This window comes from Mesorhizobium sp. M0816 (genome assembly GCF_040320005.1).
GTDB lineage: Bacteria > Pseudomonadota > Alphaproteobacteria > Rhizobiales > Rhizobiaceae > Mesorhizobium.
The window spans coordinates 32,694-59,142 of sequence record NZ_JAMYOT010000008.1 but is presented as its reverse complement, the minus strand read 5'-3'; the positions used below and the strand labels follow the sequence as shown (position 1 = coordinate 59,142).

Here is a 26,449-nt window from a genome sequence, read left to right as displayed (position 1 = left end):
TGGGATTGGACGCATTATCGGCCAGGTCGCAGGTCACCGGCTTCTATGACAAGCCGAGCGGGTCCGTCCAGTATGTGGTCGCCGACATGGCGACCCGCAAATGCGCCATCATCGATCCGGTGCTCGACTTCGACGAAAGGTCCGGTACAACGGCAACGAAAAATGCCGACGCCCTGCTCGACTTCGTCAGGGAAAGCGGGCTGGAGGTCGAGTGGATCCTCGACACGCATCCGCATGCCGATCATTTCTCCGCCGCCCATTATCTGAGGGGGAGAACCGGAGCGCCGACGGCAATCGGCGAAAAGGTCATCGACGTCCAGAAATTGTGGAAGGTGATCTACAACTGGCCGGAATTCCCCGCCGACGGTTCGCAATGGGACAGGCTGTTCGCCGACGGCGCAACTTTTTCGGTCGGCCGCCTTCCGGCAAGAGTGCTGTTCTCGCCGGGCCACACACTGGCCTCGATCACTTACGTCATCGGCGACGCCGCCTTCATCCACGACACGCTGTTCATACCGGACAGCGGGACCGCCAGGACAGACTTTCCCGGCGGCAGTGCCGAGCGGCTCTGGCACTCGATCGAGGACATCCTGGCGCTGCCGGACGAGACACGTCTGTTCGTCGGTCACGACTACCAGCCGGGCGATCGCGAAGCGCGCTGGGAAAGCACGGTCGCGGAGCAGAAAGCCGGCAACATCCATGTTGCCGGCTGCAAGACGGAAGCCGACTTCGTCGCGCTCCGCCAAGCCCGCGACAGGACGTTGCCGATGCCGCGGCTGATCCTGCACGCGCTGCAGGTCAATATGAATGGCGGACGCCTGCCGGAACCGGAATCCAACGGGCGGCGCTATCTGAAATTTCCGCTCGATTGCCTGTGAGGAGATGGGTCGCTGGCATTACAGTGCCATTCAAACTCGGCGCCGCCCTCATCGTTCTGCGATGGTCATCCAAGTTATTGATCCTGATTCGATTTTTGCGATGTTTGAATCCGAGAGGTCCATGCGGGAAGACGGTGGTGGCAGCCGGATGAGGAGCAGCGCAGACGCCAGCCAGTCCAGCGTCAGGGTTTTGTTCGGCGGGCTAAATGTTCATACGTGATTTGCCAAGGATCGCTCTCGGAAGATCTTTCCTCGCCGATCCAATGGAAGCTGGTGGCAGTGATCTCAGTGAAACGCCATCGAGTTTGCAGACCGCGCGAGTCATTGCCGAGCTGGACAATGTCCTTACCCTCGGCCCGGCCGATCTGGCGCGAGCGATCCTGGTTGAGCGGGTCGTTCCATATGATATGCCAGCCATCGATCCCAGGGTCGAAGATGCGCAAGGTCGTACCATACATCGTCGACGGCGCAGGGCGCTTGGGCCTGATCCAAACGTCCTGAATCGCGCGGCCTTCGAGCACCCAGCCAAAATGGCATTCGCCATCCCATTTTTGGATTGCGCCGTCGTCGAGGTAGTGGACCGAGTCCATTTCCCAGCTTCCAATTAGCCATCCATACAGGGCCATGTCTTTCGCTCGGTCGGCTGGCGGACCTTCGGATCCGAGAGCGGCCAGGAACGGAGAAATGGTCATCGTCACACTGCCTTTCGTTTTCAATAGGCTCAACTGCCCGGCGCGGCCCCGGCGCCCGTTGTCGCCCCCGCCTGTCGCAAGCGCCGGGTTTTGAAATGCCCCGGTCGGCGCGGAACATTGCCGCTACAGCTTGCAGCGTTGCGGTTTTCAGGGCTTGGGGAAAATTGCGATAATACCGCTGTGGATGAGATCGTCTGCGGACGCCATGGCGAGACTACTGAGCAATTACGACGGCGGATCGGACATCCGCAAAAGGCGCCGCGGAACCGGCAACCCTCTAAAAAGAAACGGCGGCGCCAGTTACCTGACGCCGCCGTTATTTGTTCCCTTGGAAGGCCTTACGCCGCCGGCTGCGCCTCGATGGTGCGCAGCGCCTGCGTCTGGCGCTTGGCTGCGGCCTTGACCGCGTCCTGCACCTTCTCGAAGGCGCGCACCTCGATCTGGCGCACGCGCTCGCGGCTGATATCGAACTCGGCCGACAGCTCTTCAAGCGTCAACGGCTCATCGGCGAGGCGGCGCGCCTCGAAGATGCGGCGTTCGCGGTCGTTGAGCACGGCAAGAGCGCCCGACAGCATGCCGCGCCGGTTTTCCAGCTCGTCCTGCTCGATCAGCATCTCTTCCTGGCTTTCGTGGTCGTCGACCAGCCAGTCCTGCCATTCGCCGGACTCGCCTTCACTGGCCCGGATGGGCGCATTGAGCGAGGCGTCGCCCGACAGACGGCGGTTCATCGACACGACTTCCGCTTCCGAGACGTTCAGCCGGGTGGCAATCTCGGTGATCTGGTCGGGCTTCAAATCGCCTTCGTCGAGCGCCTGGATCTTGCCCTTCACCTTGCGCAGGTTGAAGAACAGGCGCTTCTGGTTGGCGGTGGTGCCCATCTTGACCAGGCTCCACGAGCGCAGGATGTATTCCTGGATAGAGGCCTTGATCCACCACATCGCATAGGTGGCGAGACGGAAACCGCGCTCCGGTTCGAATTTCTTGACGGCCTGCATCAGGCCGACATTGCCTTCCGAGATCACCTCACCGATCGGCAGGCCATAGCCGCGATAGCCCATGGCGATCTTGGCGACGAGCCGAAGGTGGCTGGTGACGAGCTTGTGCGCAGCCGTGGTGTCCTCATGCTCGGCATAGCGCTTGGCGAGCATGTACTCTTCCTGCGGCTGAAGCATCGGAAAGCGGCGGATTTCTTCCAGGTAGCGGCTGAGACCGCCTTCGCCGGAAACGATACTGGGTAATGACTGGGCCATGATAGCGCCCCCTCTCTATTGGAGTGATGCCCCCGAAACGCGGCGGGCATGTGGCGCGAATGCCAAAGGCACATTCGCGCCAACCGACATATATAGGAACAAAACCAGAAAGACAGGCATTTGTTCAACACGAAACAGTGTGTCACGTTGAAGTGAACAACGCCGGTCAGGTTTTCAGGTGGTTGGTTCAGAGCTTGCGGAAGCCGTCGACGAGTTCCTCCATGTCCCACGGTATCGGTGCTTCGAACCTCATCGTTAGATGGGTATCCGGATGCCGAAATGCAAGGAGGCGGGCGTGCAAAGCTTGTCGCGGAAACGCCTTTACCTTGCTTCTTAGCGGCTCGGGCAACCGATTGGCCTTGGTGCGGAAAGCCTGGCCGTATTCGGGGTCGCCAATCACCGGATGGCCGATATGGGCCATGTGGACGCGTATCTGGTGAGTGCGACCGGTTTCCAGCCGGCATTCGACCAGGCTCGCCGTGGCGAATTCCTGCTGCTGCTCGCCAAAGCGCTCAACGACGGTGAAATGCGTGACGGCGTGGCGGGCATCGTCGCGGCCTTGCGGCACCACGGCGCGGCGTACCCGGTCGGCGGCGCGGCCGAGCGGCGCGTCGACCGTCCCGGTCGGCCTTGCCGGTATGCCCCAGACCAACGCCAGATACGCCCGCTCGAGATCGCCGGTCAGGCCGTGGTCGGCAAAGGCCTCCGACAACGCCTTGTGGGCGCGATCGGTCTTGGCGACGACCATGACGCCGCTGGTCTCCTTGTCGAGGCGGTGGACGATGCCCGGCCGTCTCACGCCGCCGATGCCGGACAGGCTGTCGCCGCAATGATGGATCAGCGCGTTGACCAGCGTGCCGGTCCAGTTGCCGGCGCCGGGATGTACGACCAGCCCGGCCGGCTTGTTGATGACGATCAGCTCGCTGTCCTCGTAGAGGACGTCCAGCGCAATATCTTCGCCTTGCGGCTCCGCCGGTTCCGGCTCCGGCATGTCGACCGACACGCTGTCACCTTGTGCCATCTTGCGCTTCGTTTCGCTGGCTGGCCTGCCGCCGATCCTGACGGCGCCCTGCTTTATCAGCATCTGTACCCGGCTGCGCGACATGTCGGGGCCGAGCCTGGCCGCCAGCCATTGGTCGAGCCGCTGGCCGGCCGCATCGGCGCCCGCCTCCAGCACGATCGGTCCGGCCCCTATTAATTGTCTGACCTCTTCGTTATGAGCGCTCATCGAAAACAGTTCCGGAATCTGCTGCCATGGCCCGGCCGCTTGCCGACGAAGACGAGGAAAAGCCGCTCGACCCCGAGGTCGAAAAGGTGCGGAGGAAGCTCGTCCGCTTCGTCGCCATCAATCTCGGCCTGCTGTTCCTCGCCCTTATGGTGGTGATCGCGGCGCTTGTCTACAAAGCGCGCAACGCGCCGCCTGCCGCCCCTCCGCTGAGCAGCGACATCCAGGTGCCGATCGGCGAAACGGTCAACGGCGACATCGTGCTGCCGGTCGGCGCCAGGGTGATCAGCCAATCGCTGTCCGGCAATCACCTGTCGATCGACACCGAGCTGCCCGACGGCAGCCGCGCCATCTTCGTCTATGACATTACCGAGCGCCGCATCGTCGGCCGTTTTTCGATCAGGAACAAATGACCGGTTTTGCCGAACACCGCAGCATTGCCACGGTCGCGCTTGTCGTCGCAAATTATGACGAGGCGATCTCGTGGTATGTCGACCGGCTGGGTTTTGTGGTCGCCGAAGATGTCGACCTCGGCGGCGGCAAACGCTGGGTCACGATCACGCCGGGCAACGGGCAGGGCGCGCGGCTGCTTCTCGCCGAGGCATCCGGCGATGCGCAAAGGCACGCCGTCGGCAACCAGACCGGCGGGCGGGTCTTTTTGTTCCTCGAAACCGACGATTTTGCCCGTGACCATGCGCTGTTGCTCGAAAAGGGCATCGAATTCCATGAGGCGCCCCGGCACGAGACCTATGGCACTGTGGCGGTTTTCGCCGATCTCTATGGAAATCTCTGGGACCTGATCGAGCCAAAACGCTAGGCTTGCAGCTGAGTATTTCACCGGCGCGATCGGCAGCCTTAACCCTAGTTGCTTTTTGCCAGCCGTCAGCCTATATCGCCGGTTCTTGAACGCGCCCATCGTCTAGCGGTCAGGACACCGCCCTCTCACGGCGGGAACAGGGGTTCGATTCCCCTTGGGCGTACCAAGTCTCTCCAAGCTCTCGGCAAACCATCAATCCGATCCATCGCCTTGGGTCGCGGCGGGTTTGGCTCATTGCCGCTTCCGGCGCAGCGGAGCCGATTGCATTAGCATTGCATCGTGGGTCTTGAGGCACAGCGTTAGCGGCGCGCAGAACGTCGCGCTGAGTCGATGCCACGCGGGGAGGAGCCAGATACAGAAACTACAATCGCAAGGCGTCCATCACGCTGGTCGGCACTGCCTGGAGCCGACCTGAGCTACAGCTGCCGGCGGCGGATCGTTTTGGCGAGCTCGGCGAAGGCGCCTCTCCCTCGAAGGGTGGATGCCGGGAAGGCCCTTAGCACCCGCCAGCGAAGCTGCGCGCGACGCGCATGGCTGGGCTCTAAACGCGCCATACTCCAGTTGCAGTATCGTAGCTTCTTTGCCGTTCGAATTTCTCTCAGTCATGGCTTCGCACGATACCAAGATATGCTGCGAACGACACATCCACGGCGGGCTCAACCATTCGATCTATTCCGGCAAGCCGAAAAGTGTTTGCGCGCCTGCTATTCCTCCGAGCGGATGACTGCCCATGGCGATCATCCGCTCGGTAGTTTCTGCCTCGAACACTGTCGACGCGAGCACCGTCCGTCCCAACGGCTTGCACAGCCCTTCGATGCGGCTGACAAGATTTACAGCCTTGCCGATCGCGGTGAAGTCCAACCTGCCGGCAGTGCCGATATTCCCCCAGAGTATCTCGCCGACATGCAGGCCAATGCCATATCCGAGCTCAGGGCCGCCATTGCGGCGCCGAGTTTGGTTGAGATGATCTATCCCGGCGCGCGTGGCCTTCACGGCGCGTACCGCAGCGTCACATGCGGCATTTGCATCGCGCTCGCCAATCGGGAAAATCGCGAGGACGCCATCACCTATAAACTTGAGAACCTCACCACCAAATGCGTGCACCGCGCCGGCGACGCAATCGAACCAGGCATCAAGTACCAATACGATCTCGTCTGCATCATGAACCTCGGATAGATCGGTGAAACCTCGAAGGTCCGCGCACAGAAGCGCAGCCCGTATCGTCTCTCCCTTTACTCGACGAGCGTGACCGTTGAGCACATGTGCTGCACTGCGCTTTCCCAAATATGCTTCGAGCAATGCGCGTTTCGCGGACCGTTCTGCGAGTGCGGTCATCGGAGCCGCAGCAAACCGGGAGATTTGCCGCAGCAGCTCTGACTGCGCCTCATCCGGAGTATGATCGAACGCCCACACCAAGGTCGGTGCGACACCGCCCGCTCGCTCGTCGAACACGATCGCCCGCGTCGTGCCAAGCCACTCCCGCAGCACGAGCCGGGGATCGGCATTCTGGCGGTCGGCGCCTATCCCCAAACCCTCGACCACTTCACCCCCAGACGCTCGCCAGAGCCAGATACGGCGTGAAATGATTGGGTCGGGAGCATCCTGCGCCAGTGCGCCGGCGATGATCGGCAAGCCGTCTTCCATCAAATGCGTTGAGAGCTGCAATAGAAGTCGCCCACCGTCGCCAATATGCGCGGCGTCGTCCAGAAGGAATGAAAGCGACTTTGCGAGAAGCAGCATCGGTAGAATGTCACTCGGCACCGGCTTATGCTTACGCCTCGAACATCTTCTTGCAACTCCCCACATTCGCTTCAATCATGCATGGAATTCGATGCGGATGTGACCTGGGAGTGAGCGATGGCGGAATCGGTTTACACAGAGATTGAGGTCGCCGCGCCACAAGCGACCGTGTTCGCGCTTTTGACGGATCCGGACCAAATCGTGCGATGGATCGGGACCGAAGCGAATTTGGATGCAACGCCGGGCGGTCTGTTCCTCGTCAATGTCGGTGGTCGCCATATGGCGCGCGGTGAGTTCACCGAGGTGATCCCGGTCCACCGTCTTGCCTACAGTTTTGGCTGGGAAGACAACGAGACCGTGCCGCCCGGCTCCAGTCATGTCGAGATCGACCTGATCGCGAGGGATGCGGGGACACTGATCCGCTTCACGCACAGCGGACTGCCGAACGCAAAGGAGCGTGACAGCCACCGAAGGGGATGGGAGCACTACCTCTCAAGGCTGAAGATCACTGCCGATGGGGGACATGTCGATCCCGACGTGCCGATGAAGAATATGTGATTTTCATCTAAGGGCCGCGGATGCCCGTAATCCGAACCAGGCGCGGCATGCGTCAACGAGGCCCCTTTGACCTGCCGTCGCCAAACCGGCCGCTCGGGAAACCTAGCGACCTGCGGGCCGCCGCACCATTACAGCTGCCGGCGACGGATCGTTTCAGCGAGCTCGGCGAAGGCATCCGCGATCCCGGTGCCGCTCTTGGCGCCTGCGTGGAGTTCTTGAAACTCAGCGCTTCTGGCGCAACGCCTCGGATTGAATTAGCATCCGTTCATCAAAGCTCCGGCCGCACTCCTGCAGGATGCGGAATGCGGAGCGCAGGCGAGCGAGGCCGGGCGCGGTCACATGCCGGGCGCCGATCCAAGCGGGACTGGGCATCCGAACTTCCGTTCGGCGGCAAGACGGCGTGGCCGGGAGGAGTCAGATGCAGAAGCTGCAATCACAAGGCGTCCATCACATCACGCTGGTCGGCGCCGGGCGCCAGACTTCCATCGATTTCTGGGAGGGCGTGCTTGGCATGCCTTTCATCTTCGAGCAGCCCAATCTCGACAAGGCAAGCGAAAGCCATCTCTATTTCGATCCGGGCGACGGCCGGCTGATCACCGTCTTCACCGACGAAAGCCGCACGCCGGTCAAGCGGCGCACGCCAACCGATACTGGCTGCGTCCATCACATCGCTTTCGCGGTGTCGCGCGTCACCTTCTTGCAGGCGGTCGCCCGGCTCAACGAGCGTGAAATCAAGCACAGCGGCGTCAAGGATCGCGGTTTCATGGATTCGATTTACTTCGAGGATCCGCTCGGCCTTCTGATCGAGCTCGCCTCCTATCGTTTCGAGCCGCCCGCGGGCTTCACCCATGCCGACGTGCTGATGCAGGCGCACAAGATCCGCGTCGCGCGCGGCGATTACAACATCGCCGAAGTGCACCTTGCCGATGCGATCCAGGCGCTTGTCGAGCACTTGCGCGCAACCTTGTCGGAGGATCGCGCACCGAAAAATCCATACTGACGACACGCCAAACAAAGGGAGGACATAATGGCAAAGACAGCAACGAAGAGTGCGAAAAAGCCCGCCGCCAAGGCAGCCAAACCAGGAGCGAAGCCGGCGGCCAAAGCCGCCGCCAAGTCAGCGGCGAAAGTGGCAAGGCCGGCGACGAAGGTCTCCGGCAGAAAGCCCGCGAAGGCCAAGGCGAAGCCTGCGAAAAAGCCGGCGCTCACGCTCAGCATGCTGAAGCCCAGCGTCAACAATATGAGCGTTCGGGTGTTTGCACGCGCCGCCGGGCTCGATCATTCCGAAACCGACGTTTGGGGCCTCACGCGCTCGCCCGAATATATGGCGCGAAACCCGGCCCATCTTACGCCGATGATCGAGGACAAGGGCCTGCCGAGAGGTGTCTTGTGGGAAAGCTGCGCCATCATGCAGTATCTCGCCAACAAGCACGGGCTGGAGAAATTATATCCCAAGGCGCCGGCCAAGCGGGCAATGATCGACAGCGCCATGTTCTACCTGATCGGCACGCTCTACCCCTATGTGGCGCGCGCCACATATCCTGTACTGAATTTCCCGCAATATGCCGGCGAGGTCGGCCACAGCGACGCCCACCCCGACAAGAAGTCGGAAGCCCAGAAGGCCGCTATAGAAGCGATAGCCGAGCCGCTGGAGGTGTTTCACAGCTTCTTCAGGAACGGCAAGCCGTTCATCGGCGGCAAGAACCCGTCGATCGCCGACATCCGCCTAGCGGCGACGCTCGAATTCCTCGCCGTCATCGACTATGCGCTGCCCCAATGGGCAAAAGACTATATGGCGGCGATCGAGAAGAAGCTCGGCAAGGCCTATGCCGAGCCGGCCGGCGACGTGCGCGGCTATATCGCCTATGTGAGGTCGCAGGCCAACGCCTGAGGCACGTGCAGGCCGGCGATCGTCCGCACGTTCTGCGGGAGCCGGTAATGATCTGGGGTAATTCTTTCTTACTCTCCCCTGTTTGCACGATGTGGGGAGCTTAAGGTTTCGTTAACCGAAACCCTTTCTACTGGTATCCACCTCCAGCTTGCGACCACGGATGTACTGGCGCGGATGGAAAGCAAAGGTCGGCTGCTCGCCGGCCTTTGCTTATTGCAGCCCTGCCGAAGTTTGCGGCTGACGGCGCTTCACGACGCCTGAATGGCTGATGAAGCGCGTTGCCGGCATCTTGTCATCGCCGATGTCGGCCCTACCATCGAAGTAGTCCCGTCCTCGATGGCGGTTCAAGGACAGAGGCCCTGTCATGAAAAGCATTGCTGGAATGATGGTGATTGCAGGCGCCATGCTGGCGGGTGCAGCCGGTCAATCGAATGCAGCGACGCTCAACACCATGCCCGAGGTCGGGGCTGCCATCCAGGCGTGCTGGACCCCGCCGGCGAATGCCGGGAATTCCACCGTCACCCTGAGCTTCAGCTTCAGGCGCGATGGCACGCTGATCGGCCGGCCCAAGCCGACCGCCATCCGCGTCGCCGGCGAGGAGAAGACGCGCCAAGCTTTTGTCGACGCGGCGGTCGCGGCCGTGGACCATTGCCTGCCGTTGAGCTTTTCACCGGCGCTGGCTCAAGGCATCCCGGGCAAGGTGTTCACTCTGCAATTCAACTCGCCCAAACAAGAACAGGCTGCACCGCGAGTGAAGGCTTCGCCTTGATCTTTTCCAAAAACCGGATTCCACTTTTCGGGATCTAGTGGCGCCTTCGTCTCGCCTCGACATGTCGCGCCAGTTCCGGCACCTCGAAGACATAGTCGCTCCAGGCCGATTCCGGTATCTGGCCGGCGAGATAGCACTCCAGCAAAAGCCTCTGCTCGTGGTCGAGTGGCCTCGGTGCGCGTTCATGGTCCAACCCAAGTGAATGGAACAGATTCCTGGTCAGGTCCGCGACAGTGAAGTGGATCGACATTTGCGGTCTCCTCCTTTGGCCGCTCAACGCCGATCCCAGGGCTAAGGTTTCAGCAACGGCCGGCCGGTAACGCCGGATTGATCGCGATGCCGAACCCGCCGCGCGCATCAAACTTCGCCGTGGCGGGCGTCCGCCGGCGTTGCTGCTGGTTCGTCTCAATCTTGAAATAAAAATGTAATATTGAATTTACACGAGTGGATCTAATACACTATAGCTAAAGTCTCTGGTGGCGGTTTGATCTACTTCAATTAGGAAAAACTGATTTAGCTAGTACTTATCCATAGTCGACAAAAGAAATCCTGTTCTCGGTGCAACAAGGATAATGGTCGTTCCAATGACACGCTTCTGGCCCCTCACGATTCTGATGCTGGTGTCGGCAATAGCCGTTGCGCTCGGCACATCCTTCTCCTACGCGGATAGCTGCGGTGCCATCAGGAGCCAATTGCTTTCGGCGGGGCGCAGCGGCGGGACCAGCCCCGAGCTTGCCCAACTGCGTCGGCAACTCGCCGCGATTCAAAAGCTTGAGAGACAACGCAGATGCACGGCGAAAACGGCCGGCTTCTTCTTCAATCCCTGCGCCGACCTGGTCAGCAGCAAGGCGGAGGTGCAACGGCAGATCGCCAGACTGTCGAATTCGAGCAGGGACACGTCCGGATTGAAGGCCAGGTTTGTTGCGCTGGGCTGCGCCGCCCCCGCTGCCAAGAAACAGCCGGCGCAGCAACGCACGGCACCCAAGGCCCAGTCCGCAGGCACAACAATTGGCGGCAATCGGATGCTGTTTTGCGTTCGCTTGTCGGACGGATATTTCTTCCCCGCGCCAAAATCGCAGTTCGCCAAGAGCGACGATCTGAAGGAAACGGTCGATCAGTGTCGCTACATCTGCGACGATGCCGGCGTCGACCTCTATACGCTGAGCGACGCCACTCGCGAGACCGAGGAGATGGTCGCGCTCGAGTCGGGAAAACCCTATGTGGAGCTACCTGCCGCGTTCCGGTACCGCGACGACTCGAACTTCAAGGCCTGCGACGTCAAGCGCTATTACCGGCGCGTCGCCGAGCTCAGGGCACGAACCGTGACACCGGCCAACATGACCAACGCCATCATACCGTTGCCGACGTCAAAGCCGGATTTTGGCATCGTCGCGGAAATTCCTGAATCCGGGATCGAAACCGCCGGTGCCGCTCCGGCAGAGGCAAAAACGCAGGCTGCCGAAGTGCAGGGAGCTGCCCAGCATCAGTCGATCGAAAGAGCGATCGGCGCGAGGCCGGTGAGAGTGGTCGGGCCGGCCTTCTTCCCGGCGGACTGACCAGGGCGGGCGATGTTCCGAGACGGCTGGCCGGATAGCCGCTTCAAGGCCTGGAGCCGTGCGCATCGACCGACGTCGGCTGGTTATTCGCAGACCATGCGGGCCCGTTTGCCGGGCTCGCTGACATTCTTGCAAGTTAGCGGCTTCGTCGGCTCCGGCGACAGCATGGGCGGGTTGTTGGTGATCCTCCCCCGAGGCGCTGCAACGGAAGCCGCGCTCCTGCGCACCGCCGGCCTTTTCGGCGTTTGCGGCGCCACTGGAAAGACGTCGGTCTCCAGTTGCGACTGTTCGGCTTGCGCCTGCGGCGAAGGCCTGTCCCAGAAACGGCGAACATCGAGCGGCTTGGGAATGATGACGGTGCCGTCATAGCTGCGCGCGCAGCCGCTTCCCAGAGGCAGCGCCAGGCACAGGAAGACAGGCAGAATCCGTCGAGACATCAGCAATACCCCTGCAAGCTTATAACGCTGCTTCGGCCTAACCGACAACCGGCGGAATAGGGCGAAGGGAGTAGATACCGTGAAGTAGAGTCGTCGCACTTCCAGTCGAAGGCGGTGCTCGAAGATCGAGCGCCGGGTCGGGCGCGGATGGAGGTCCAGCGCGAGTTAGAACCTTGCGATTCGTCAACGCTTCCAGCGTAAGGCCATGGTGCGATCGCACCATACCAAAGCCGCGCTCAGTGGCGACAATGGGATATTCGAAGTTCCGCTCCTCCAGTTACGGGCGGGAGCAGCGACCGCCGGCAAGAAACAGTGTCAGATTTACCCCAACGGACCTGTTTCGGCGATGGCGCGGCCATGACACGTTCTGGCTGCATGCAACGCGCTCCCGTCCGGCTTTTTTCTTTTACAGCCGGTGGCTACGATCGCCGAGCAGACGATGCCGGCCGGAATTCACGCAAGCTGCTGATTCCAGCGGCAAACCGCGGCCATTCCGACAAAGCCCGCGGCCGCTCCTTCTTACTCCGGCTGGGCGACGTTACCGGAGCGACATGAAACTGTCATGCGACTGTAATAATCGGGGACTATTGGCCTCAGCGGGCGCCGGAGGAATGGCGCCGAGAGACCATATTCCGAACAGGAGCAGGCCACATGAGACATTTCATCCGCTCGGCGGCCGTTGCGATTGCAATGGCTGCGGCGACGACCACCCTCACCCTGTCCGCCGCGCTCGCCGCGGACATCTCCGGCGCCGGCGCCACCTTCCCCTACCCGATCTATGCGAAGTGGGCCGACACCTACAAGAAAGACACCGGCGTTGGCCTTAACTACCAGTCGATCGGTTCCGGCGGCGGCATCAAGCAGATCAAAGCCAAGACCGTTACCTTCGGCGCTTCGGATGCGCCGCTCAAGGGCGACGAGCTTGAAGCGACCGGACTGGCTCAGTTCCCGATGGTGATGGGCGGCATCGTTCCCGTCGTCAATCTCGAAGGCATCAAGCCGGGCGAGTTGGTTCTCGACGGCCCGACGCTGGCCGACATCTTCCTCGGCAAGATCACGAGCTGGGATGACGAAGCGATCAAGAAGCTTAATCCCGACGTCAAGCTGCCTTCGCAGGCGATCGCGGTCGTTCACCGTTCCGATGGTTCGGGCACGACGTTCAACTTCACCTATTACCTCGGCGACGTCAGCGCGGACTGGAAAGAAAAGGTCGGCGTCGACAAGGCCGTGGAATGGCCGGTCGGCATCGGCGCCAAGGGCAATGAGGGCGTTGCCAACAACGTCTCCCAGACCGGCGGCGCGATCGGTTATGTCGAATATGCCTACGCCAAGCAGAACAAGCTCACCCACACCGATATGATCAACAAGGACGGCAAGAAGGTCGAGCCCGCCGCGGCGGCGTTCTCGGCGGCAGCGGCCAATGCCGACTGGAGCTCGCAGCCGGGCTATGGCGTCATCCTCGCCAACGAGCCGGGCGCCGAGTCCTGGCCAATGACGGCGGCAACGTGGATCCTGCTCTACAAGAAGCCGGATGATGCCGCGACCACCGGCGAAGCGCTCAAATTCTTCGCCTGGGCATACGACAAGGGCGACGAGATGGCCGGCGAGCTAGACTACGTTCCGATGCCCGACAAGGTGGTTGAGAGCGTCAAGGCCATGTGGGCCAAGGAAGTCGTCGGCGACGACGGCAAGCCGCTCTACTCGGCTATGTAATCTCCTCCAGGGAGGGCGTCGATGGCGCCCTCCCTGTTGCCTTTAATCGCGAGGACCCAATGACCATCGCTTCCGATGCCATGCCATCATCTGCAGCAGCCCGGGCCAGGGAAGCTACGGTGCGGCGCTTCGCGCTCACAGATGCCATATTCCGCGGACTCACCCGCGCTTCCGCAATTCTTGTGCTGGTCATCCTCGGCGGTGTCGCGATCTCGCTGTTTGCCGGCTCGTGGCAGGCGCTGTCGTCCTTCGGTTTCTCCTTCCTGACGACTGAAAGCTGGAATCCGGTCACTGAAAAATTTGGCGCACTGGCGCCGATCTACGGCACCCTGGTCACGGCGGCCATCGCCATACTGATCGCGGTTCCGATCGGCATCGGCATTGCAGTCTTTCTCACCGAGCTCTGCCCGCGCCCGCTCAGGCGCCCGATCGGCATAGCGGTCGAGCTGTTGGCCGGCATTCCTTCGATCATCTACGGCATCTGGGGCCTGTTCGTGTTCGCGCCGTTCCTGCAGACGGCGATACAGCCCTTCATCATCAACGTCTTCCACGGCGTGCCGGGACTATCCAGCCTTTTCGCTGGCCCTCCTTACGGCATCGGCCTTCTGACCTCGGCGCTGATCCTTGCCATCATGGTGCTGCCCTTCATCACCTCGATCACCAAAGACGTCTTCGATACGGTGCCGGCGGTGCTGAAGGAATCGGCCTACGGCATCGGTTGCACGACCTGGGAAGTGACCCGGCGCGTGGTCATTCCCTATACCCGCATCGGCATCATGGGCGGCGTCATGCTTGGCCTCGGCCGGGCACTCGGCGAAACCATGGCAGTGACCTTCGTCATCGGCAACGCGCATCGCATCAGTGCCTCCCTGTTCGCACCGGGCACGACGATCTCGGCGACCATCGCCAATGAATTCACCGAGGCCGACGGCGACCTCTACACCTCCTCGCTGGTGGCGCTCGGCCTGATCCTCTTCGCCATCACCTTCCTGATCCTTGCCGCCGCCCGCTATATGCTGATGCGGATCGATGCCCGTACGGGAGCCTGACCGATGTCGACATCCTCATCGCTCCACAGCCGCCGCAAAGCCAGGAATTCGGTGATGATGGCGCTTTGCGTCGTCGCCGCCGGCATCGGGCTTGCCTGGCTGGCGCTCATTCTCGGCGCACTGGTCTATAAGGGCACAGCCGGGCTTTCGCTCGCGGTCTTCACCGAGATGACGCCACCACCGGGCGAGGCCGGCGGCCTGCTCAATGCCATCGCGGGCAGCCTGCTGATGACGATCATCGCCGTTGTCGTCGGCACGCCGATCGGCGTGCTGGCGGGAACCTACATGGCCGAGTATGGACGCTTTTCGCGCATCACCACCGTCGTCCGCTTCATCAACGACATCCTGTTGTCGGCGCCGTCGATCATCATCGGCTTGTTTGTCTATGAGCTGATGGTGCGGCCAATGGGACATTTCTCGGCCATTGCCGGCGCCGTTGCGCTTGCCATCCTGGTCATTCCGGTGGTCGTGCGCACCACTGAAGACATGCTCAACCTGGTGCCGAACGCGTTGCGTGAAGCCGGTGCCGCGATCGGCGCGCCACGCTGGGTGGTGATCCGTTCGGTCGCCTACCGCGCCGCATTGTCCGGCATCGTCACCGGCATATTGCTGGCGATAGCACGCATTTCCGGCGAGACGGCGCCGCTGCTCTTCACCGCGCTCAACAACCAGTTCTGGAGCAGCAATATCAACGCGCCGATGGCCAGCCTGCCGGTGACCATCTTCCAGTTCGCTCTCAGCCCTTACGAGGAATGGCAGCAACTGGCGTGGACCGGCGCACTCATAATCACCCTGACGGTTCTGGGCTTGAGCATCCTCGCCCGCAGCCTTACCGGACGCAGAGAGGACAGATGACACAGATGTTGTCCCCAGACATGACGATGGCCGAAACGGTCGCCGAGAAGACGAAGATCGAGGTCAAGAATCTCAACTTCTACTACGGCCAGAGCAAGGCGCTGAAGGACATCAGCCTGTCGCTGCCTGAGCGCAGTGTCACGGCCTTCATCGGCCCTTCGGGCTGCGGGAAATCGACGCTGCTGCGTGTGTTCAACCGCATCTATGAGCTCTACCCAAAACAGATGGCCGAGGGCCAGGTGCTGCTCGACGGCAAGAACATTCTCGACCGGTCGCAGGATCTCAACCTCCTCAGGACCAAGATCGGCATGGTGTTCCAGAAGCCGACGCCGTTCCCGATGTCGATCTACGAGAACATCGCCTTCGGCGTCAGGCTCTACGAGAACCTCGGCAAGTCCGAGATGGACGGCCGCGTCGAACAGGCGTTGAAGCGCGCCGCGCTGTGGAGCGAGGTCAAGGACAAGCTCAACGCCAGCGGCTTGAGCCTATCTGGCGGCCAGCAGCAGCGGCTCTGTATCGCCCGCACCGTGGCCGTGAAGCCGGAAGTCATTCTGCTCGACGAACCGGCTTCGGCCCTCGACCCGCTGTCGACTGCCAAGATCGAGGAACTGATCGACGAATTGCAAGCCGACTACACGATCGTCATCGTCACCCACAACATGCAGCAGGCGGCGCGCGTGTCGCGCCAGACCGCCTTCATGTATCTGGGTGAACTGGTCGAGTTCGACCGGACCGAGAAGATCTTCACGTCGCCCCGCGAGAAGCGCACGCAGGACTACATCACTGGCCGCTTCGGCTGAGCCGTTCCGATCATGCATATGAGGACAGGACCATGGGCGAACACACAGTCGCTTCTTTCGACGAGGATCTCGAGCAGATCAGCAAGCTGATCCGCGACATGGCCGACCTCGCCGGTTCGATGGTCGGCGGGGCGACCAAGGCCCTGTTGAATTCCGACAACGTGCTGGCGCAACGCGTCGTTTCCGACGACGCCATCATGGATGCGCGTCAACGCGAACTGGACGACCGCGCCATAACCCTGATCGCCAAACGCCAGCCGATGGCCCACGATCTTCGCCATGTGGTCGGAGCGATCCGCATGGCGGGCGACCTCGAACGCATCGGCGATCTTGCCAAGAATATCGCCAAGCGCGTGAGTGCGGTCGGCCTCAGCGCCACGCCGCGGGACCTGTCGCATTCCATCGACGCGATGGCGCAGCTGGTTCTCATCCAGGTGCAGGGTGTCATCGAGGAATATGCTGCAGGCGATGCGGCCGCGTTGGCCAAGCTGCGTGCCGCCGACGAGCGCATCGACGTCAAATACACGTCCGTGTTCCGCGAGCTCTTGACCTACATGATGGAAGATCCGCGCAACATCACCGCTTGCACGCACCTGCTGTTCTGCGCCAAGAATCTGGAGCGGATCGGCGACCATGTCACCAACATCGCCGAAAATGCGTATTATGTGCTGACCGGCGAGCAATTGCCGGTCAATCGTCCGAAGCAGGACGAAACGACAATGTCCGCACCGGTGACATGATGGGGGTGCCCAGCCGATGATCGCACCACGCATAATGGTGGTGGAGGACGAGGAGCCGTTGGGTGTGCTGCTCCGCTACAATCTCGAATCCGAAGGCTACCAGGTCGAGGTGGTGACACGCGGCGACGAAGCCGAGATCCGTTTGCAGGAGAATGTGCCCGACCTTTTGGTGCTCGACTGGATGATACCAGCGGTTTCCGGCATCGAGCTCTGTCGTCGGTTGCGGGTGCGCCCCGAAACCGAGCGGCTGCCGATCATCATGCTGACCGCGCGCGGCGAGGAGAGCGACCGGGTGCGCGGTCTTTCGACCGGCGCCGACGACTATCTGGTCAAACCGTTTTCGACACCGGAATTCATGGCCAGGGTCAAGGCGCTGCTGCGGCGCGCCAAGCCGGAAGTGCTGTCCAGCGTGCTGAAGGTAGGCGACATCGTGCTCGATCGCGAATCGCACAGGGTCTATCGCAAGAAGAGCGAAATCAGGCTCGGGCCGACCGAATTCCGGCTGCTCGAGTTCATGATGCGGCATCCGGGCCGTGTCTTCTCGCGCAGCCAGTTACTCGATAATGTCTGGGGCGAGACAATCTACATCGACGAACGCACCGTCGACGTGCATGTCGGGCGGCTGCGCAAAGCCGTCAACAACGGCCGGATGCCGGATGTCATCCGCACCATCCGCGGTGCCGGCTATGCGATCAGGGAAGATTGACCCGCCTGGTCAGGCTACGTTCTTTCTGACGCTGGGCCTCATTTGCGCGCCCGGCGCGAAAATCTCCTGGTCGACGAAGCTTAACGCCCGCATCGCGCAGCCTTCGCGGATCAGTGGCAATTCGTTCGGCTCTGTATCGAAGGAGATCGAGCCTGAATGCTGGCCGCCGGCGGTCTGGGCGATTGCCTTCCGCATGGCCGGCTCGATCAGATCGAAGGCGGCGGCACTGGCGCCGACCATCGCGACCGGTGCCGGATCGATCAGCGCGAACAGCGAGCCGAGACCGAAACCCAGCGCTTCGCCGGCCTTGCGGTAGGCCTCGCGTTCCGGCCCATCTTTCTCGCGCGCCCGGGCCGCCAGTGCTCGCATGTCGGCGTCGCTGACGTCGGCGACCGGCTCGCTGTCTTCGCTCATCTGCCTGGCGTTGCGCCAGATGGCGTAGTTGCCGGCATAGGCCTCGATGCAGCCGCGCCGCCCGCAACGGCAGAGCGCGCCGCCCGGACGATGGATCATGTGGCCAAATTCGCCGCCCGAGGAATGCGTCCCGGTGAACAGTTCGCCCTTCAGCACCAGCCCCATGCCGATGCCATGCGAAAGCAGGATGGCGATGAAGTCGTCGCGATAGCGATCCGGATTGCGCCAGCGCAAAGCCACCGCCATCATGTTGCAGTCGTTCTCCACCGTTGCCGGGATGCCGAATTCGTCCTCCAGCATGTCGGCAAAGGCGATGTCGGTCTGCGGCGTGATCGGCGACCACAGCATGGCGCGTGCAGGGGAGTCGGTAATGCCCTGAATCGCCAGGGCGATGCGGGCGACACTGCGGACGTCAAGGTCTGGATCCTGCAGCCGGCGCCGGACGATGGCCATGCATTCACGGATCAGCTCGTCGCGCGGCATGGTCAGCGTGTCCAGCCGGCGCTGTTCCTCGGCGACCACCTGTCCCGTATAGTCGATAATGGCGGCCGACAGGAAATTCAGCGACAACACCACGGTCAGCACCGCCGCCGCTTCCGGGTTGAGGGCGAGGCCGACCTGCGGACGACCGCGTTTCAACGAAACGGGCTCACTTGCCTTGCTCTCGGCGAGGATGCCTTCCCGTATCAGGTCGGAAGAGATCGCCGATATGGTCGAATGACTGAGGCCGGTGGTAGCTGCGATCTCAGTACGCGATGGCTGGCCGGCCCGGCGCACCGCCGAGATCACCATCGCCCGGTTGCGCCGGCGCAAATCGTCATGGCGGATTCCGACCGACATTGTTTTGCTTTCCTCCCGGTTGCCGCGGCCGCTCATGAACCGGAAGCCGTCGGTAATGTCCGACAAATAGTGTCGAATGCAGGCAAATAGTGTCAGATGCAGGTGGCGCTGTCATCGTTTATTCCGACGCTCGAAAAAACTCGCAGAGTCATCAAAATCCATCAGAATCGATGTTGACAGCAGCCGGAGATCGGGCCAGTATTTTTTCGAGGCTCGAAAAAATTAGAGCTTCTAAGCTGGTCTTTGAGCCAATTGGTCACGCCGTACGCGGCGCAGGGAGGATATGATGAAGAAATTCACGACCGCCATTCTGGCGGGTGTCGCCATGACGCTGGCGCTGGCGTCGGTGGCGCAGGCTAAAGACAAGGTCATCGGCGTTTCCTGGTCGAACTTCCAGGAAGAGCGCTGGAAGACAGACGAGGCCGCAATGAAGGCGGCCATCGAGGCCGCAGGCGACAAGTATATTTCCGCCGACGCACAGTCCAACCCCGGCAAGCAGCTCACCGACGTCGAGAGCCTGATCTCGCAGGGCGCCAACGCACTGATCATCCTGGCGCAGGACGCCTCGGCCATCGGGCCGGCCGTGCAGAAGGCACTGGACGAAGGCATCCCGGTCGTCGGCTATGACCGGCTGATCGAGAACAAGGACGTGTTCTATCTGACCTTCGACAACAAGGAAGTCGGCCGCATGCAGGCCCGCGAAGTCTTCAAGGTGAAGCCGGAAGGCAACTACGTCTTCATCAAGGGTTCGGGTTCCGATCCGAATGCCGATTTCCTGTTTGCCGGTTCGATGGAGGTGCTGAAGGAGGCCATCGACGGCGGCAAGATCAAGAATGTCGGCGAGGCCTATACCGACGGCTGGCTGCCGGCCAACGCTCAGAAGAACATGGAACAGTTCCTGACCGCCAACGACAACAAGGTCGATGCCGTGGTCGCCGCTAATGACGGCACTGCCGGCGGCGTCGTCGCCGCGCTGACGGCGCAAGGGCTGGCCGGATCGGTTCCGGTTTCGGGCCAGGACGGCGACCACGCCGCGCTGAACCGCATCGCGCTCGGCACCCAGACCGTGTCGGTGTGGAAGGATGCGCGCGAGCTCGGCAAGAATGCCGCCGAGATCGCCTCGCAACTGGCCGACGGCAAGCAGATGACCGACATTGCCGGCGTGAAGGATTTCACCACGCCCGGCGGCAATACCGTCAAGTCGCTGTTCCTGACCCCGGTCGCCATCACCAAGGACAACCTCAACGTCGTCATCGACGCCGGCTGGATCAAGAAAGAAGAGGTCTGCGCCGGCGTGACGGCTGGCGCTGTTGCAGTCTGCAACTGAGCCGACGTTTCCGAGAAGTCCGAACGCCGCGGCCGCTCGCCGCGGCGTTTTTTCAACAAGAGTTGTTTTTCCGCTTCCGGCGGATAACTTCTAGGCTGCTTCCGGCATCCGCGGCAGACGGCAACCCGGCGGGAGAAACATCATGACCGACACGACGTCCAACACGCCGGTCGACAGCACGGCAGACCGGGCACGGGAATCCGAGCTCGGCATCGTTGCCCGATTTCTCAAGGCAACCGAACTCGACACGCGCATGCTCGGCATGGTCGGCGCGCTGCTGGTCATCTGGGTCGGCCTGCATGTCATTTCCAGCGTACGGCTCGGCGTCAATCCGTTCGACTTCGACAGCCGGACCTTCCTGACGCCACGCAATCTCTGGAACCTGTCGGTGCAGACTTCGGCCGTGGCCATAATGGCCGCCGGAATGGTGCTGGTTATCGTCATGCGCAATATCGACCTGTCGGTCGGCTCCGCCGAAGGCCTGATCGGCGTGGTCATGGGTTTTGCGCAGGTGCATTTCCTGGTGCGAATGGTCGGTCTGCAATTAGGCAACCCCTGGATCTGGATCCTGGCGCTGGCCATCGGCCTGGCGCTTGGCCTTCTGATCGGAGCGTTCCAGGGATACATCATCGCTTATCTCGAGGTGCCGGCCTTCATCGTGACGCTGGGCGGCCTTCTGGTCTGGCGGGGTGCCGCATGGTGGGTCGCCAGTGGGCAGACGATTGCGCCGCTAGATGCCACTTTCCAGCTGATGGGCGGCGGACCGACGGGTTCGATCGGTGCGCGATGGAGCTGGATCGTCGGAATTGTCGCGTGCCTGGCGGTTGTGTTCATGCTGCTCAACGGGCGGGTGCAGCGCAAGCGGTTCCGCTTCCCGTTACGCCCGATCTGGGCCGAGACGTTCCTCGGGGCCGTCACTTGCCTTGTCATCATGGGCGCCATATGGCTTGCCAATTCCTATCCTTGGCCGGTCGGCATCGTGAACAGATATGCGGCGGCCAACAATATAACCGTTCCCGAAGGCGGGCTGTTCATCGCCCATGGCATCGCCATACCCGTGCTGATGGCTGTAGCCGTAGGGCTGATCATGACCTTCATCGCCAAGCGTACCCGTTTCGGCCGCTATGTCTTCGCCATCGGCGGCAATCCGGAAGCAGCCAACCTTGCCGGTATCAACACGCGCTGGGTGACCATGAAGGTGTTCATGATCATGGGCGTGCTGGCGACGATCGCCGCAGCGATCTCGTCAGCCAGGCAGAACTCGTCGACCAATGCGCTGGGCACGCTGGACGAGCTCCTGGTCATCGCGGCGGCGGTGATCGGCGGCACGTCGCTCGCCGGCGGCTCCGGCACAGTGCTCGGCGCCATGCTCGGCGCGCTTTTGATGCAGTCGCTGCAGTCCGGCATGGTGCTGCTCGGCATCGATTCGCCGCTGCAGAGCATCGTTGTCGGAGCCGTGCTGGTGGTCGCGGTGTGGCTCGATACCGTCTATCGCAAACGGGTCTGAGCATGATCCCGCAAGGTGGAAACCGGTTTTCGTACAACTTGACGCTCAAGCAGGATCTATAGGGAGGAAGGACGAGCATGGCAGACAAAACCGCTCCCACGCCGCTGATCGACATGCGCAACATCTCCATCGCTTTCGGCGGCATTCGCGCCGTCGACGATGCCTCTGTCGACCTTTTCCCGGGCGAGGTGATGGCTTTGCTCGGTCACAACGGTGCCGGCAAGTCGACGTTGATAAAAACCCTGTCCGGCGCCTACAAGCGCGATGCGGGCCAGATTTTCGTCAACGGCGAGGAGGCTTCGATCTCCAATCCCCGCGACGCCAAGAAGTACGGCATCGAGACGATCTACCAGACGCTGGCGCTGGCCGACAATGTCGATGCGGCCGCCAACCTGTTTCTCGGCCGCGAGCTGATGACCAGCTGGGGTACGCTCGACGACGTCGCCATGGAGGCCGAGGCGCGCAAGGTGATGGGCAGGCTCAATCCGCGTTTCCAACGCTTCAAGGAGCCGGTGGTAAAGCTATCGGGCGGCCAGCGGCAGTCGGTGGCGATCGCCCGCGCCATCCTGTTCAATGCTCGCATCCTGATCATGGACGAGCCGACGGCGGCACTCGGGCCGCAAGAGACGGCGCAGGTCGGCGAACTGGTCAGGCAGCTCAAGGCCGACGGCATCGGCATCTTCCTGATCAGCCATGATATTCACGACGTGTTCGAGCTTGCCGACCGTGTCTGCGTCATGAAGAACGGTCGGGTTGTCGGAACGGCGCGCACAACCGACGTCACCCAGGACGAGGTGCTCGGCATGATCATCCTCGGCAAGTGCCCACCCGGCGCCATTCCGGGGCCGGGCGCGCTGAAGATCGCCGCATGAACGAGAATTAGCCGGCTAATCACAAGCCGCCAAAATGTGCCAGCCGTCACCATGCTTTGGCCTCGCCATTGTGTTGGCGTCAGGACTTGCCCATAAAGATGCCGAACCGTCCACGGGACGTATCAGCAATTGAAGAAGCTTTTTCCGACCGTCGCTTTTATCGCCGTCGCGCTGATCAGCCTGACGATGGCGGGTTTTGCCTATTTTGCCACCCAAGAGGCGGCCCGCATTAAATTCGAGGCGACGGCAGACGATGCGCTTAACCGGATCGAAAGCCGCATCGACCTGGACCTGTCGCTGCTGCGTTCGACCCGGGCGCTGTTCGACGCACGCAATGGCGGTATCTCGCAGGGCGAGTTCAAGGCCTTCTTCAACGCGCTCGACATCGACAATAATTTCGCCGGCCTGCGCGGCATCGGTTTCGTCCGCCTGGCGAAAACTGGCAACGAGGCGGCGGTCGAGCGCGACATCCTGCACGATCACGGCGCAAGCCATCCGATCTATCCCGACACGAACTTACCGTGGCGTACGCCCATCGTGCTGTTCGAACCGCTGGATCCGTCCAACAAATCCAGCATCGGCTACGACATGTTCACCGGGCCGGCGCGGCGCGAGGCGATCGAAAAGGCGATGGCCGACGACCAGCAGCACGCCAGCGGGCTCGTGCAGTTCGGCAAGGATACGGGTGCCGCGCAGACCTTTACCGGGTTCCTCGTCTTCGTCCGGCTCAATGTCGAAACCGCGCCGGACGCCGTGAACGCGACGAGATCCTCGACTGCCGGCTTCCTTTATGCGGCCTTCCGCGCCCGTGATGTGTTCCAGGCTGCGCTCAGCCGGGCACCATTGCTGCCGGTCAACACCGAGATCTATGACGGCACGGTGGACAGCGACAACCTGCTGTTCCAATCGGAAACGCCGCCAGTTTCGAGCCTCGGCGACAGGCTGCTGGTCACCCGCAAGATCACCGTCGCCGGCCGGCCGTGGGTCGTCCTGTTCAGGCCGACAAGTGCTTTCTCGCAACCTTCCTCGCGCGCCATCCCGGTGATGCTCGGATTGTTCGGACTGCTGCTTGCGGGCGCCATCGCGCTGGTGGCCCGCTATCAGGAGCGGGCCTATGAGGCGGTCTCGCTGCTTCACGAAACGACCGAAAAGAGCCTGCTGGAAAAAGACCTGATGCTGCAGGAGATGAAGCATCGCATCAAGAACTCGATCACGCGGGTGCTGGCAATCGCGCGCCAGACAGCATCGCACACCACCGACGTCCAGGAATTCTCGGCTTCTTTCTCGGCCCGGCTGCAGGCGATGGCGGCTTCCCAGGACATGCTGACGCGCTCACGCTGGCAGAAAGCCGATCTCGGCGACCTGCTGCGCATCGAGCTAGGCCAGGTGTTCGGCAGTGAGCTTCCTGAAGGGCTGCTGTCGGGACCGCAGGTTCTTCTCGATGAAAAGACGACGCAGGCACTCGGCCTCGTCTTTCACGAACTCGCGACGAATGCGCTGAAGCATGGCGAAGCCGGCAATTCAGTCGGTGCGCTGAAGGTCGACTGGTCGCTCGAAGCCCGTAGCGGCACCCGGACATTGGCTCTCAACTGGCGCGAGGCCGGTCAGAAGAAGCTCGAGACACCGGCAAAGAGCGGTTTTGGCACCAGACTGATCGATCTCAACGTCACGCGCGAATTGCGTGGCACAATCAGGCGCGATTTTCGCGAAGATGGCTTGAACGTGGAAATCAGGGTTCCGCTGCCGGCCTGAAACGCCGTCTCGTGGGCCGCGTCGCAACAGCGCTTTAAAGGGCAAACGCGGAGACAGGTGGCCTGCCTCCGCGTTTGCTGTTCGCCTGGAGCTCGAAACTAGTTGCAGCGAGCTGTGTAAATCCGGCCGTGACGATCTCTGTATTGGCAGTAGCCATTTTGCAGACGGCGAACGAGCAGACCGCCAATCGCACCAGCGCCGGCGCCGATCAAAGCGCCCTTGCCGCCGCCGACAGCGCCACCAATGAGCGCGCCGCCCACAGTGCCGATACCCACGTTCTCTTCCGTGGTGGTGCAGCCGCTGACCGCAACCACGGCAACCATGGCAATAATCATCTTCCGCATGGAGTCATCCTCACTTTTGTCCTCACTTTAATAAGCTCCAGCCGCCATTTAGCATGAAAGTACGGCCTTTGCCCGCACGATTTCATTGTTGATTAAGATAGTCTTTTTCGGGGCGTGCGCCGTTCGATGCTACCACGAACCCGGAAATCTCCAAGGACGCATCGAGCGTGCCGCTGGGACGCACGTTCCAGACGATCCTGTCATAGTCGGTCTCGCCGGATCGACGGCAAGGCATCTGGCGACGGCATGTTGGGCCTGGCCCTGCAGGTCGGTGACCGCGAACGGGCACGGCCGAGCACTCGGGCAGTGGTTTCAAAGCGATCAAGCAGAGGCGAGTTCGATTCAGATCAGTTGGGACGCGGCGGTCAGGACGATCGCGGCAATAAGCGCGACGGCGGCGAAGCGGAGGGGCGAAGCACGAGGCGCGGGCGCTGCGGACGCGTCGGGATCCTGAAAACCGCCCATCGAGACGCGAGCGGCCTGTTCCAGTCTGTTCAAGTCGGCAGCCGTCAAGGCCCATTCCCTTCATTTTGTGCCAAACTCAATCCGGTGGATCGGCACGTTCGGACAGGATCGGACTTTATGGTGAACAGTCGGTTAAAGATGGCGATGCGCAGCAAGCCTTCGCGCGGCGACCGCCGCTCGTTAATCCGTCTCGAAATTGCCGTGAGGAACGACAAGGCGGTATTCGAGGCGGTTCCCGGTGATCTCAAGTGTCGCCGTTCCATTCAATGAAGTGGGCACGACGCGTTCGAGCGCGACGCTGCCAAAACGCTTCTCACTGCGCTGATTGTCGTTGGCTCCGATCACTTCGGCCCATGTCAGCGACAGCGCAGGCTCGCCAGCGGAAGCTGCCGTCAGATCGGCCGTCACCTCGACGAAACCGTCGCTGCGCGACAGCGCGCCATAGCTGACCGAATTGACGGCGAGCTCATGCATGGCCAAGCCGATGTGCAAGGCGGCATTGGGGTTGAGATATGGATTTGCGCCGCGGAAGCGTAGGCTGTGCAAGGGATCCGCGCCGTACCTGCCGACCTGACCGGAAACCAGCTCGCGCAGCGCCGCTCCCCGCCAGTTGGATGACGTAACCAAATCCTGCGAGGAGGCCAGCGACTGCAATCGGCCCCGGAAGCGCGTCAGGAAATCGTCAATGCTGCCGGAATAACGGCCCGTCTGGGTGGCGATGCTCTGGATGATGGCCAAAAGGTTCTTGGAGCGATGACTGACTTCGCGCAGCAGCGCCTTCAACGTCTGCTCCCGGCGTTTCTGCTCGGTTGTTTCGACCATGGTGGTCACGACGCCCTGCACCGCGCCGGTCTCGCTGCGGTCGGCGTCTATCCACACCTGAAACCAGCGGGCGCCGTCATCGGCCGGCACGCTGAGTTCAAGATGTTGAGGATTGCCGGATGCGATGACGTCGTGCTTGGCGGCGCCGATACGCTCCGCCTGCGCCGGCGGCAAGATGCCGTTGTTGTCGGAGGCATCGGAAGTCCAGGGCGCGCGCATGTTGCGCGCCCACACCGTCTTCATCTCGCGATCCTGGTATAGGACGGAAATCCCGGCATTGTGCAGTGCATGGAGAAGGGCCCGGCCAAGCTGCATCCCGCTTTCGGCAGGATGCAAAGCGATGATCTCATCACTCTGGCCGCGGTCTTTCATTTTTCCGACTCTGGAACGCATCGGTCAATTTGCTCAACCCATGTCGGGCTGAACGGTT

At 61.8% G+C, this 26,449-nt stretch carries 28 protein-coding genes and 1 tRNA gene; 19 read left to right on the top strand and 10 right to left on the bottom strand.

The genetic code is table 11. From position 1 onward, the window contains the following. Positions 1-5: 5 nt before the first annotated feature. Positions 6-878 (top strand): MBL fold metallo-hydrolase, encoded by an 873-nt coding sequence (locus tag NKI17_RS14220; RefSeq protein ID WP_352571980.1) that lies wholly within the window; start codon positions 6-8, stop codon positions 876-878. A 182-nt stretch (positions 879-1,060) separates the two neighbouring features. Here NKI17_RS14220 and NKI17_RS14215 read toward each other — a convergent pair whose 3' ends face one another. From NKI17_RS14215 to NKI17_RS14205, 3 genes are all read right to left on the bottom strand, one after another. Beyond that, positions 1,061-1,570, bottom strand: a complete 510-nt coding sequence (locus NKI17_RS14215) for a hypothetical protein (protein WP_352571979.1) — start codon at positions 1,568-1,570, stop codon at positions 1,061-1,063. A 338-nt stretch (positions 1,571-1,908) separates the two neighbouring features. Next, entirely contained in the window at positions 1,909-2,820 is a 912-nt protein-coding gene (gene rpoH, locus NKI17_RS14210; protein ID WP_023678514.1) for an RNA polymerase sigma factor RpoH, read from the bottom strand. A gap of 187 nt (positions 2,821-3,007) precedes the next feature. Then, complete coding sequence (locus NKI17_RS14205; RefSeq protein ID WP_352571978.1) at positions 3,008-4,048, bottom strand: RluA family pseudouridine synthase; 1,041 nt, start codon at positions 4,046-4,048, stop codon at positions 3,008-3,010. Between the two features lie 26 nt (positions 4,049-4,074). On the opposite strand from NKI17_RS14205, the gene NKI17_RS14200 reads away from it, so the two are divergent. The 3 genes from NKI17_RS14200 (at position 4,075) to NKI17_RS14190 (ending at position 5,028) form a co-directional block, all read left to right on the top strand. Continuing rightward, positions 4,075-4,458: a fimbrial protein gene (locus NKI17_RS14200; RefSeq protein ID WP_352457953.1), complete on the top strand. Its 384-nt coding sequence runs from the start codon at positions 4,075-4,077 to the stop codon at positions 4,456-4,458. Continuing rightward, the gene (locus NKI17_RS14195) at positions 4,455-4,862 is read left to right on the top strand and encodes a VOC family protein (RefSeq protein ID WP_352589829.1); all 408 of its coding nucleotides are present in this window, start codon (positions 4,455-4,457) and stop codon (positions 4,860-4,862) included. Before NKI17_RS14200 ends, NKI17_RS14195 begins: the two co-directional genes overlap by 4 nt. 91 nt (positions 4,863-4,953) lie before the next feature. Beyond that, positions 4,954-5,028 (top strand) — tRNA-Glu (locus NKI17_RS14190). A gap of 503 nt (positions 5,029-5,531) precedes the next feature. Here the strand turns inward: NKI17_RS14190 and NKI17_RS14185 are convergent. Then, positions 5,532-6,602, bottom strand: coding sequence for an adenylate/guanylate cyclase domain-containing protein (locus NKI17_RS14185; protein WP_352829800.1), 1,071 nt, complete (start codon positions 6,600-6,602; stop codon positions 5,532-5,534). A 117-nt stretch (positions 6,603-6,719) separates the two neighbouring features. Here NKI17_RS14185 and NKI17_RS14180 point away from each other — a divergent pair, with 117 nt between their 5' ends. The 4 genes from NKI17_RS14180 to tolA all read left to right on the top strand — a co-directional run bounded on the left by NKI17_RS14180 (position 6,720) and on the right by tolA (position 9,820). After that, positions 6,720-7,160 (top strand): SRPBCC family protein, encoded by a 441-nt coding sequence (locus NKI17_RS14180; RefSeq protein WP_008873905.1) that lies wholly within the window; start codon positions 6,720-6,722, stop codon positions 7,158-7,160. 418 nt (positions 7,161-7,578) lie between these two features. After that, entirely contained in the window at positions 7,579-8,160 is a 582-nt protein-coding gene (locus NKI17_RS14175; RefSeq protein ID WP_352906203.1) for a VOC family protein, read from the top strand. Positions 8,161-8,187: 27 nt separating this feature from the next. Next, a complete protein-coding gene (locus NKI17_RS14170) occupies positions 8,188-9,051 on the top strand; it encodes a glutathione S-transferase family protein (RefSeq protein ID WP_352574823.1) in 864 nt (287 codons plus the stop codon). A 364-nt stretch (positions 9,052-9,415) separates the two neighbouring features. After that, complete coding sequence (gene tolA, locus NKI17_RS14165) at positions 9,416-9,820, top strand: cell envelope integrity protein TolA (protein WP_352574825.1); 405 nt, start codon at positions 9,416-9,418, stop codon at positions 9,818-9,820. Between the two features lie 34 nt (positions 9,821-9,854). On the opposite strand, the gene NKI17_RS14160 is transcribed toward tolA, so the two are convergent. After that, a complete protein-coding gene (locus NKI17_RS14160) occupies positions 9,855-10,070 on the bottom strand; it encodes a hypothetical protein (RefSeq protein ID WP_352619697.1) in 216 nt (71 codons plus the stop codon). Positions 10,071-10,404: 334 nt separating this feature from the next. Here NKI17_RS14160 and NKI17_RS14155 point away from each other — a divergent pair, with 334 nt between their 5' ends. After that, positions 10,405-11,376 (top strand): DUF2865 domain-containing protein, encoded by a 972-nt coding sequence (locus NKI17_RS14155; protein WP_352696821.1) that lies wholly within the window; start codon positions 10,405-10,407, stop codon positions 11,374-11,376. Between the two features lie 83 nt (positions 11,377-11,459). Here the strand turns inward: NKI17_RS14155 and NKI17_RS14150 are convergent, their stop codons facing one another. Next, positions 11,460-11,813, bottom strand: coding sequence for a hypothetical protein (locus NKI17_RS14150; RefSeq protein ID WP_352754624.1), 354 nt, complete (start codon positions 11,811-11,813; stop codon positions 11,460-11,462). Positions 11,814-12,464: 651 nt separating this feature from the next. On the opposite strand from NKI17_RS14150, the gene pstS reads away from it, so the two are divergent. From pstS to phoB, 6 genes are read left to right on the top strand one after another with little or no spacing between them, the layout of a single operon-like run. Beyond that, complete coding sequence (pstS, locus tag NKI17_RS14145; protein ID WP_352451140.1) at positions 12,465-13,526, top strand: phosphate ABC transporter substrate-binding protein PstS; 1,062 nt, start codon at positions 12,465-12,467, stop codon at positions 13,524-13,526. Between the two features lie 59 nt (positions 13,527-13,585). Continuing rightward, positions 13,586-14,575 carry a phosphate ABC transporter permease subunit PstC gene (gene pstC, locus NKI17_RS14140; protein ID WP_352691628.1) on the top strand — a complete coding sequence of 330 codons (990 nt, stop codon included), beginning with the start codon at positions 13,586-13,588 and terminating at the stop codon, positions 14,573-14,575. 3 nt (positions 14,576-14,578) lie between these two features. Further along, the gene (pstA, locus tag NKI17_RS14135; RefSeq protein WP_023678532.1) at positions 14,579-15,430 is read left to right on the top strand and encodes a phosphate ABC transporter permease PstA; all 852 of its coding nucleotides are present in this window, start codon (positions 14,579-14,581) and stop codon (positions 15,428-15,430) included. Continuing rightward, complete coding sequence (pstB, locus tag NKI17_RS14130; RefSeq protein WP_352691625.1) at positions 15,427-16,230, top strand: phosphate ABC transporter ATP-binding protein PstB; 804 nt, start codon at positions 15,427-15,429, stop codon at positions 16,228-16,230. The genes pstA and pstB overlap by 4 nt, the downstream gene beginning before the upstream one ends. Positions 16,231-16,262: 32 nt before the next feature. Further along, positions 16,263-16,970, top strand: coding sequence for a phosphate signaling complex protein PhoU (gene phoU, locus NKI17_RS14125; protein WP_023678534.1), 708 nt, complete (start codon positions 16,263-16,265; stop codon positions 16,968-16,970). 16 nt (positions 16,971-16,986) lie between these two features. Beyond that, positions 16,987-17,676: a phosphate regulon transcriptional regulator PhoB gene (gene phoB, locus NKI17_RS14120; RefSeq protein WP_031212149.1), complete on the top strand. Its 690-nt coding sequence runs from the start codon at positions 16,987-16,989 to the stop codon at positions 17,674-17,676. 9 nt (positions 17,677-17,685) lie between these two features. Here phoB and NKI17_RS14115 read toward each other — a convergent pair whose 3' ends face one another. Continuing rightward, positions 17,686-18,930, bottom strand: coding sequence for an ROK family protein (locus NKI17_RS14115; protein ID WP_352796980.1), 1,245 nt, complete (start codon positions 18,928-18,930; stop codon positions 17,686-17,688). A 286-nt stretch (positions 18,931-19,216) separates the two neighbouring features. On the opposite strand from NKI17_RS14115, the gene xylF reads away from it, so the two are divergent. From xylF to NKI17_RS14095, 4 genes are all read left to right on the top strand, one after another. Continuing rightward, on the top strand, positions 19,217-20,257 hold the full coding sequence (xylF, locus tag NKI17_RS14110) for a D-xylose ABC transporter substrate-binding protein (RefSeq protein ID WP_352906201.1): 1,041 nt from the start codon (positions 19,217-19,219) through the stop codon (positions 20,255-20,257). Between the two features lie 142 nt (positions 20,258-20,399). Then, a complete protein-coding gene (locus tag NKI17_RS14105; protein ID WP_352571973.1) occupies positions 20,400-21,764 on the top strand; it encodes a sugar ABC transporter permease in 1,365 nt (454 codons plus the stop codon). A gap of 77 nt (positions 21,765-21,841) precedes the next feature. Beyond that, complete coding sequence (locus NKI17_RS14100; protein ID WP_352906199.1) at positions 21,842-22,636, top strand: ATP-binding cassette domain-containing protein; 795 nt, start codon at positions 21,842-21,844, stop codon at positions 22,634-22,636. 129 nt (positions 22,637-22,765) lie between these two features. Beyond that, the gene (locus tag NKI17_RS14095; RefSeq protein WP_352571971.1) at positions 22,766-24,388 is read left to right on the top strand and encodes a CHASE domain-containing protein; all 1,623 of its coding nucleotides are present in this window, start codon (positions 22,766-22,768) and stop codon (positions 24,386-24,388) included. A 98-nt stretch (positions 24,389-24,486) separates the two neighbouring features. Here the strand turns inward: NKI17_RS14095 and NKI17_RS14090 are convergent, their stop codons facing one another. From NKI17_RS14090 to NKI17_RS14080, 3 genes are all read right to left on the bottom strand, one after another. Then, positions 24,487-24,732 (bottom strand): YMGG-like glycine zipper-containing protein, encoded by a 246-nt coding sequence (locus tag NKI17_RS14090; protein WP_006328050.1) that lies wholly within the window; start codon positions 24,730-24,732, stop codon positions 24,487-24,489. A gap of 342 nt (positions 24,733-25,074) precedes the next feature. Then, a complete protein-coding gene (locus tag NKI17_RS14085; RefSeq protein WP_352571970.1) occupies positions 25,075-25,245 on the bottom strand; it encodes a hypothetical protein in 171 nt (56 codons plus the stop codon). 132 nt (positions 25,246-25,377) lie between these two features. After that, positions 25,378-26,412, bottom strand: a complete 1,035-nt coding sequence (locus tag NKI17_RS14080; RefSeq protein WP_023678540.1) for a sensor histidine kinase — start codon at positions 26,410-26,412, stop codon at positions 25,378-25,380. Positions 26,413-26,449: the final 37 nt, after the last annotated feature.